The organism is Pluralibacter gergoviae ATCC 33028 = NBRC 105706 (assembly GCF_001598855.1).
Classification (GTDB): Bacteria; Pseudomonadota; Gammaproteobacteria; order Enterobacterales; family Enterobacteriaceae; genus Pluralibacter; species Pluralibacter gergoviae.
On record NZ_BCZS01000065.1, the window covers coordinates 1 to 8,473 of the forward strand.

The 8,473-nt window shown below is 67.0% G+C and carries 8 protein-coding genes and 1 pseudogene; 5 read left to right on the forward strand and 4 right to left on the reverse strand.

What is annotated here, in order from left to right:
* Positions 1–182 precede the first annotated feature (182 nt).
* From hpxZ to ggt, 4 genes are read right to left on the reverse strand one after another with little or no spacing between them, the layout of a single operon-like run.
* On the reverse strand, positions 183–566 hold the full coding sequence (gene hpxZ, locus ENGE1_RS25810) for an oxalurate catabolism protein HpxZ (protein WP_045290689.1): 384 nt from the start codon (positions 564–566) through the stop codon (positions 183–185).
* Positions 563–1,939: an AtzE family amidohydrolase gene (locus ENGE1_RS25815; RefSeq protein ID WP_048255337.1), complete on the reverse strand. Its 1,377-nt coding sequence runs from the start codon at positions 1,937–1,939 to the stop codon at positions 563–565. Before ENGE1_RS25815 ends, hpxZ begins: the two co-directional genes overlap by 4 nt.
* The gene (gene hpxX, locus ENGE1_RS25820; protein WP_043085840.1) at positions 1,936–2,124 is read right to left on the reverse strand and encodes an oxalurate catabolism protein HpxX; all 189 of its coding nucleotides are present in this window, start codon (positions 2,122–2,124) and stop codon (positions 1,936–1,938) included. The genes ENGE1_RS25815 and hpxX overlap by 4 nt, the downstream gene beginning before the upstream one ends.
* A gap of 9 nt (positions 2,125–2,133) precedes the next feature.
* Positions 2,134–3,720: a gamma-glutamyltransferase gene (gene ggt / locus ENGE1_RS25825; RefSeq protein ID WP_043086782.1), complete on the reverse strand. Its 1,587-nt coding sequence runs from the start codon at positions 3,718–3,720 to the stop codon at positions 2,134–2,136.
* Positions 3,721–3,843: 123 nt separating this feature from the next.
* On the opposite strand from ggt, the gene ENGE1_RS25830 reads away from it, so the two are divergent.
* From ENGE1_RS25830 to uraH, 5 genes and pseudogenes are all read left to right on the forward strand, one after another.
* Complete coding sequence (locus ENGE1_RS25830; RefSeq protein ID WP_045290685.1) at positions 3,844–4,683, forward strand: MurR/RpiR family transcriptional regulator; 840 nt, start codon at positions 3,844–3,846, stop codon at positions 4,681–4,683.
* Positions 4,684–4,865: 182 nt separating this feature from the next.
* Positions 4,866–6,098 carry a pyridoxal-phosphate-dependent aminotransferase family protein gene (locus tag ENGE1_RS25835; RefSeq protein ID WP_043085837.1) on the forward strand — a complete coding sequence of 411 codons (1,233 nt, stop codon included), beginning with the start codon at positions 4,866–4,868 and terminating at the stop codon, positions 6,096–6,098.
* A gap of 3 nt (positions 6,099–6,101) precedes the next feature.
* A pseudogene (gene hpxK / locus ENGE1_RS25840) lies at positions 6,102–7,340 on the forward strand (allantoate amidohydrolase); the annotation flags it as partial.
* Positions 7,329–7,844, forward strand: a complete 516-nt coding sequence (uraD, locus tag ENGE1_RS29375; protein WP_225823547.1) for a 2-oxo-4-hydroxy-4-carboxy-5-ureidoimidazoline decarboxylase — start codon at positions 7,329–7,331, stop codon at positions 7,842–7,844. The pseudogene hpxK and the gene uraD, both read left to right, overlap by 12 nt.
* A complete protein-coding gene (gene uraH / locus ENGE1_RS25845) occupies positions 7,844–8,179 on the forward strand; it encodes a hydroxyisourate hydrolase (protein ID WP_043085836.1) in 336 nt (111 codons plus the stop codon). Before uraD ends, uraH begins: the two co-directional genes overlap by 1 nt.
* Positions 8,180–8,473 lie beyond the last annotated feature (294 nt).

Sequence of the window (8,473 nt, forward strand, 5' to 3'; positions counted from 1 at the left end):
ACGGCGAGCGCCCTTAACACGTTCACCGCAGAAAGCCTGACAGAGAAGCAGAGCCGCTATAGTGAACGGAACGATTCCGCCACTCATAACATATTGTTTTTTAAACACTCATACGCCACTTCTCAATCAAAATGTGACCAAGAGACTGCCGCCGGGTAGAGGGGGCCGTTACCCGCCCAGCCTTACCCCATCAAGCTCACGTGCGCCGCCACGATCCGCCAGCCAAACGGAAACTTCACCCACGTCTGCATCTGTCTGCCCACTTTCTCGCTGTTCTCGCGGGTAAACTCGGTGCTGGCGACCGCCATGTCGTCGCCGAAGGTGGTGATGGTGGTATTGCGCAGCAGCCGATCCAGCCCCTGCGACGGGCGGGCGCTGCGAAAATCGCGGATCGCATTGATACCGTAAAGATTCTCCGTCGCGCCGTAGCGCACCGTGCGGGCATCCTCCCAGAATAGCTCGTCCAGCACGGCAATATCGTTGCTAATCAGCGCCTGCTCATAGCGGTAAAACGCTGCCGTTACTTCATTGAGGATCGCCGGGCGATCGATGTTGGCGCGGTTCATATATTTTCCTGTTGATAAAGTACGCCCGCCTGCTCAAGCCGCCAGGCCGCCTGCAGGCAGCGGGCCTCCTGCCAGGGGGCGCCGATGAGCTGGACGCCTATCGGCAGACCGCTGCGGCTTTTCAGCGGCACCGTCACCACAGGTAGGCCGAGAAAAGAGATAGGCTGGGCCAGCATCCCCATGCTCGCTTTGGTCGGCAGATCGGCTCCGTTGAGGCGAATGCTTTCCTGGCCGATGGGCGTCGCGCAGCAGGGCGTGGCAGGCGCGATCAGCAGATCGACATCGTCAAACAGCGGCAGAACCCGGTCCCGGAACCAGGCCCGGAAGCGCTGGGCCTGGTTATACCACGCCGCAGGCGTCATGCAGCCCGCCAGCAGACGCTCGCGGGAGTTGGGTTCAAAGCGCTCGGGCTCGGCGCGCAGGGCGGGCAGGTAGTGATTACCGCCCTCGGCGGCGGTCAGCAGGAAGGCGGCGGAGCGGGCCAGCGCCACCTCCGGCAGCTCCAGCTGACGGTCGGCGCCGAGCGCCCGGCCTGCGCGCGCAACCGCATCGCGGGCCTCCGCGCTGCTCCAGGTATCAAACCAGCCGCCCAGCGCGGCGCAGCGCAGGGGCGCGCCCTGCTCAAGGGTTGCCGCCGCCGGGCAGGGATCGCGCTGCTGCTGCCAGCGATCCGTCGGATCGCGGCCCTGCATCACGTCGTATACCCGGGCCAGATCGTCCACGAAGCGCGCCAGGGGGCCAATGTGATCGAGGCTGGCGACGAACGGATGGCTGCCGCTGCGCGACAGGCGGCCAAAGGTCGGCTTCAGTCCCAGCACGCCGCACAGGGATGAGGGCACGCGGATCGAGCCGTTGGTGTCGGTCCCCAGCGCAAAGTTGACCAGCCGGGCGGCTACCGCGGCGGCGGAGCCGCCGGAGGAGCCGCCCGCGATGCGGGCGAGATCGCGCGGATTGCGGGTCGCGCCGTAGTGGCTGTTCTCAGTGGTAAAGCCGTAGGCGTAGGCATCCATATTCACCGCCCCGGCAAGCGTTGCCCCCGCCTGGCTCAGCTGGCCCACGGCGAAGGCATCGGCGGCGGCGGGCGGCGCCTTGCTGAACAGCTCGGCCCCGGCCAGCGTGGTAACGCCTTCGATATCGAACAGGTTTTTTACCGCATACGGCACGCCGGCCAGCGGCGGCAGCCGCTCGCCGGCGGCGATCAGGGCGTCAACGCGCGCGGCCTCGGCCAGCATGCGCGCTTCGGTCACCTCGGTGAAGGCGTTGATCTGCGGATCGTCCTGGGCGATGCGCGCCAGCGTCCGGCGGGCAAGCTCCCCGGCGCTGAACTGCTTATAGCGCAGCCCCAGCTGAATGTCCCTGATGCTCAGCGTCATAGCCGGTACACTCCTGCACCTTCCTGACGGTGCGGCAGTTCGAACTTCATCAGCGGATCGGCAATGGCGGCGATCCGCGCGAGCTGCAGCGCCAGCTCTGCCCGGCGCGGATCGTCCAGCGGTACCGCCAGCAACTGCTCCATCAGCCGGATATAGGCCGGCCAGTCCATCGTCTGTTCACTCATCGCGCCTCCTCAGAATCCCGCCGCGCTGCCGTTGCTGCGCGGATCGAATGCCCCCTCAAGCATGCCGTTCGGATGGCGGACGATCGCCCCGGCGTGCCCCATAACTTCGCTCATCGGCGGCAGCCATTCAACGTCGTGGCCCTTATCGCGCAGGGCGGTAAAGGTCGCTTCGCTAAAGCCGCCTTCCAGCTTGAGCGAGTCGGTCGCCTGCCCCCAGGTGCGCCCCAGCAGCCAGCGCGGGGCGCTGACCGCATCCTGCAGCGGCATACCCTGGATCACGTGGCGGGTAAACACCGCCGCCTGGGTCTGCGGCTGACCGTCGCCGCCCATGGTGCCGTAGACCATAGTGCGTCCGTCCTTCAGGCGGGCCGCCGCCGGGTTGAGGGTGTGGAACGGCTGCTTGCCCGGCGCCAGGGCGTGCAGATGATTTGAATCGAGGCTGAAGGCGGCGCCGCGGTTCTGCAGCAGAACGCCGCTCTCCGGCAGCACCACGCCGCTGCCGAACTCGTGATAGATGCTCTGAATAAAGGATACCGCCAGCCCGTTGCCGTCGATAACGCCCATCCACACCGTATCGCCCGGCCCCTTGCCGCTGCCCCAGCGGGCGGCGCGCTCATCGCTGATGGCATCGGCCATCGCCTGCAGCGGCGCGCGATCGAGCAGCGTCTGCACCGGCAGCGTGACGTGGCGCGGATCGGTGATATAGCGGTCGCGCAGGGAGAACGCCTGCTTGGTGGCTTCGACGATGCGGTGGATAGTCAGCGCCTCATCGGCGTCGGCCATCTCCATGCGGTCGGTAATGCCGAGGATCGCCAGCGACACCAGCCCCTGGGTCGGCGGCGTCATGTTATAGATATCCCCCTGGCGGTGGCTGAGCTTCAGCGGTACCCGGCGGCGGGCGCGGTGGGCGGCCAGATCCTGTGCGGTAAGCGGGCAGCCGGTGGCCTGAAACTCTTCGCCCAGCAGTTGCGCAAGCGGCCCGCGGTAGAAGCTGTCCAGCCCCTCCTGGGTGAGGCGGTTGAGGGTTCGTGCCAGGCGCGGCTGGCAGAAGCGGCTTCCGGCCTGGGGAATGTCGCCGCGCTGTAAAAAGGCGTTGGCAAAGCCCGGCACGCCGGAGAGTTCGTGATATTTATCGCGGGTGGCGCTGGCCTGGGAGGGGGTCACCGGGATGCCGTCGGCGGCGTAGCGAATGGCGTCGGCCAGCAGGCGGGAGAGCGGCAGAGTGCCGCCGCCGAGGCCGGCGGAGATCTTCAGCGCTTCATCCCAGCCGCTGATGGTGCCGGGGACGGTCAGCGCCGCCCGCGCACCCCGGTGCGGGATAGCCTTGTGCTCCGCGTAGTACTCAAGGGTCGCCTGCGCGCCCGCCGCGCCGCTGGCGTCGATGGCGACCGGCTCCCCTTCGGGCGGCACGATAAGCCAGAAGCCGTCGCCGCCGATACCGTTCATGTGCGGATAGACGACGGCGATCGTGGCCGCAGCCGCGACCATCGCTTCAATGGCGTCCCCGCCGTGCCGCAGCACGGAGAGCGCCGATTCGCTGGCCAGGTGGTGAGGACTGACCGCCATCGCACCCGGTGCCATATTACTGTGCATGATTTTTGCTCCCTGGTTATTGAGTTGCTGCCGCGCGTTAAGCCAATAAGGCAAGATCCGTTCCAGATTGACGGGACGCGCGGCAGCAGGCAGTCTTATATGAAACAAAAGTTGCAAGGAGAGAACATGCAGCAGCTGGATGAGCGTTTACGGGCAAGCTATAACGAACTATCGCCGCAGGAACAGCGGGTTGCGTCCTTTATTATGGACCATTTTGACGACCTGGTGAGCTACAACAGCGCCGAACTGGCGCGGCTCAGCGGAGTGTCCAAGGCTACGGTCAGCCGCCTGTTTCGCCACCTCGGCTACGAGCGCTTTCGCGATATGCGCGATGAACTGCGCACCCTGCGCCAGAGCGGCATGCCGCTGACCGGCGATCGCGACGCGGTGCAGGGCAACACCCTGCTGGCGCGCCACTATAAGCAGGAGATGGCCAACCTGACCCAGTGGGTCAACGCCCTCGACAGCGGGCTGTTTACCGAGGTGATTGAGGCGCTGGGTAGCGCACGGCGGGTGTTTATCGTCGGCCTGCGCAACAGCGCGCCGGTGGCGCTGCACCTGCGCCAGCAGCTGATGCAGAGCCGGGGCAACGTCTGGCTGATGCCGCAGCCGGGTCAGACGCTGGCGGAGGAGCTGGTGGATCTCGGCCCGGACGATATGGTGGTCGTGGTGGCCTTCCGCCGCCGCCCGCGCATCCTGCGTCCGCTGCTGGAAACCCTGCAGCGCCAGCAGGCGCAGGTGCTGGCGATTAGCGAGCCGCAGGCCTCGGGCGTGCGGGCGCTGAGCCGCTGGCACCTGGCCGCGCCGCTGGACAGCGTCTCGGCGTTCGACAGCTACAGCAGCGCCATGAGCATCGTCAATCTGCTGGCCAACGCCCTGCTGCACAGCACCCTGCGCAGCGGCCGCCAGCGTATCCACCAGATTGCCGATCTTTACCAGGGCCTAGACGAGCTGGAGCAGCTCTGAGCGCACCTTTTTAGTGCTGATGCACCGTAAAGGGGTTCCGCCGTGAAACTTTAGGCCGCGAAATGCGCCCCGGAGGTCCGCGGCGAGCCCGGCAGATCAAAAAGCGGGCTGGCACAATCGTTGCAAAAGCGGTATTAAAGAATCAATCGTTTCAAATCCGTCCTGCCGATAAAGGAAGCCGCATGTCCGATACTCCGCTGTTGTCCCAGATTAATCCGCCGCACCGCCTGCTGATGGGGCCGGGGCCAATTAATGCCGATCCGCGCGTGCTGCGCGCCATGTCCAGCCAGCTCATCGGCCAGTACGATCCGGTCATGACCGGCTATATGAATGAGGTAATGGAACTCTATCGCGGCGTGTTCCGCACCCGCAACCGCTGGACGATGCTGGTGGACGGCACCTCCCGCGCCGGTATCGAGGCTATCCTGGTGTCGGCTATTCGCCCCGGCGATAAGGTGCTGGTGCCGGTCTTCGGCCGCTTCGGCCACCTGCTGTGCGAAATCGCCCGCCGCTGTCGGGCGGAAGTGCATACCATTGAGGCTCCCTGGGGCGAGGTGTTCAGCGCCGACCAGATCGAAGATGCGATTAAGCGCGTTAAGCCGCGCCTGCTGCTGACGGTGCAGGGCGATACCTCCACCACCATGCTGCAGCCGCTGGAGCACCTCGGCGAGATTTGTCGCCGCCACGGCGCGCTGTTTTACACAGACGCCACCGCCTCGCTCGGCGGCAACGCGCTGGACGCCGACGCCTGGGGGCTGGACGCGGTCTCCGCCGGGCTGCAGAAATGCCTCGGCGGCCCGTCGGGCAGCTCGCCGGTGACGCTCAGTGAAGCGATGGTCGCCGCCGTTCGCGCCCGCAAGTGCGTGGAGCAGGGGATCCGCACCGACGCCCACGAAGACGGCGACGAAGAGATGATCTGGTCCAACTATTTCGATCTCGGGATGGTGATGGACTACTGGGGACCGGAGCGGCTCAACCACCACACCGAGGCCACCAGCATGCTGTTTGCCGCCCGCGAGTGCGCGCGCATCATGCTGGAAGAGGGGATGGATAATCTGATCGCCCGCCACGAACTCCACGGCCGGGCGATGCTCAACGGTATTCAGGGCATGGGCCTGGAGGCGTTCGGCGACATCGCAAATAAGATGAACAACGTGCTCGGCGTAGTGATTCCTGCGGGCGTGCCGGGCGAAGAGGTGCGCAGGCGGCTGCTGGAGGACTTCAACATTGAGATAGGCACCTCCTTCGGCCCGCTGGCGGGCAAAATCTGGCGTATCGGCACCATGGGCTACAACGCCCGCAAAGATTGCGTGCTCCAGACCCTGACGGCGCTGGAAGCGGTGCTCAACCGCCTCGGCTTCGCCACCACCCAGGGCGCGGCGATGCAGGCGGCCTGGGACACCTACGAGGACTGATCCATGCAGATGACTCCGGAAGAAGCCCGCCTTGCCGCCGCGCGCGTGATGGCGCGCAGCGACAGCCTGGCCGGGATCAGCGAAACGCCCGGCGAGCTGACCCGCGTCTACCTTTCTCCCCAGCACCTGCAGGCCAACGCGCAGGTGGCGCAGTGGATGGAGGCGGCGGGAATGACCACCTGGCAGGACGCGGTGGGCAACATCTGCGGCCGCTATGAGGGCGCCGCCGAAGGCGAGCCCGCGCTGCTGCTCGGCTCCCATCTCGACACGGTGCGCAACGCCGGGCGCTTTGACGGCATGCTCGGGGTGCTCACCGCCATTGAAGTGGTGGCGTGGATGCACCAGCACCGGCTGCGCGGCGACCGGGCGATTGAAATCGTCGGCTTCGGCGACGAGGAGGGCACCCGCTTCGGCATTACACTGCTCGGCAGCCGGGGCCTGACCGGCAGCTGGCCTGACGGCTGGCTGGAGACGCAGGACGCCCGGGGCGTCAGCGTGGCGCAGGCGATGGTGAACGCCGGGCTGGATCCGCAGCGCATCGCCGGCGCCGCCCGCGCGCCGGAAGACTTTTGCGGCTACCTTGAGCTGCACATCGAACAGGGCCCGGTGCTGGAGGGGGAAAATCTGCCCCTCGGCGTGGTGACGGCGATCAACGGCGCCCGCCGCCTGAGCTGCCGCTTTGACGGCGAAGCCGGCCACGCGGGCACGGTGCCGATGGCCCTGCGCCGCGACGCGCTGGCGGGGGCCGCCGAGTGGATGACGGCGGTAGAGACCCTGACCCGCGAGCGCGATCCGACCCTGGTGGCGACCGTCGGTACCCTCGGCTGCCTGCCGGGGGCGGTGAACGTCATTCCCGGCGCGGTCACCCTGAGCCTCGACATCCGCAGTCCCTCTGACGCCAGCCGCGATGCCCTGCTGGCGGATCTGCTGCGCACCGGGGAAGCGATTGCCGCCCGGCGCGGCCTGGGCTTCAGCCACGACACCTTTTATAGCTCGCCGGCAACGCCCTGCGCGCCGCAGCTGCAGCAGGCTCTCAGCGACGCCTGCCGGGCGGTGCAGGGCAGAGCGCTGCTGCTGCCGAGCGGCGCCGGGCACGACGCGATGGCGATCGCCGAACGCTGGCCGGTGGGCATGCTGTTCGTGCGCTGCGAGCGCGGCATCAGCCACCATCCGGCCGAATCGGTCACCGCCGACGACGTGGCGGTGGCGCTGCGGGCCTTCAGCCTGGCGGTGCAGCGGATCGTCACCGCCTCGCCCCTGCAGCGCTTTAACGCCGCCGGGGCGGAGCAGGCAATGGAGACGGTGGCGCCCTGCGTAGCAATTACCCAGTGGCAGCAGGCGCTGGTGGCCGGGCGCCCCTACGCCAGCGAGGAGGCGCTGCTGGCCGAAGCCGCGCGCCTGAGCGAAAGCTGGGACGCACAGGCGCTGGCCCAGGCGCTGTGCGCCCATCCGCGCATCGGCGAACGGGCGCAGGGCAGCTCCGCCGAGTCGGCGCTGTCGCGCCAGGAGCAGTCGGCGGTCAACGCCCGTGACGCCGCCCTGACGCAGGCGCTGGCCGAAGGCAACGCGCAGTACGAAGCGCGCTTCGGGCGGGTATTTCTGATCCGCGCGAAGGGCCGCAGCGGCGAGGAGATGCTGGCCGCGCTGCGCAGGCGGCTGGAGAATGACGATGCGCAAGAGGAGCAGGAGGCCATCGGCCAGCTGCGGGAGATAACCATGCTGCGTTTACGGGGAGCCTTTGCCTGATGAGCGATATTTCAACCCATATTCTCGACACCGCGCTCGGCAAACCGGCGGGCGGCGTGGCTCTCCGGCTGGAGCAGCAGTCCGCCGACGGCTGGCGGCTGCTCAGCGAGCACCAAACCAACGCCGACGGCCGCGTACCCGCGCTGTACGATGCGCCGCTGCCGCCGGGCCGCTACCGGCTGACGGCGGAGATCGGGGCGTGGTTTGCCGCAACCGGCCGCGAGACGCTCTACCCGCTGGCGCAGATAGACTTTGCGCTGCCGGCCAGCGGTAGCCACTATCATCTGCCGTTTTTGATTGCGCCGTGGGGGTGGTCGACCTATCGGGGATCGTGAACATCTTCCCGGCCGTCGCGGCCCTGCCCGGCGGCGCTTCGCTTGCGCGGGCCTACGACTGATGATCGCGGTTTTGCACTGATGCTATGTATTCTGAGGGTGTTCTGGTCCGGCTTAAAATCGCCTCAGATTATTGCGGATGGCCGGGGCAGCCAGCAGGGATGCTGGCTGAGGCGAAACGAGGCATGGATGCCGAGTCGAGCCGTACCCGAAAAGCCAGTAGCAATAATCTGAGGTTCCGCGCAGCGGCGATTTTTGTTGCCGGGAGCCGGGATTGTTAAGGGAGCGGCGGCT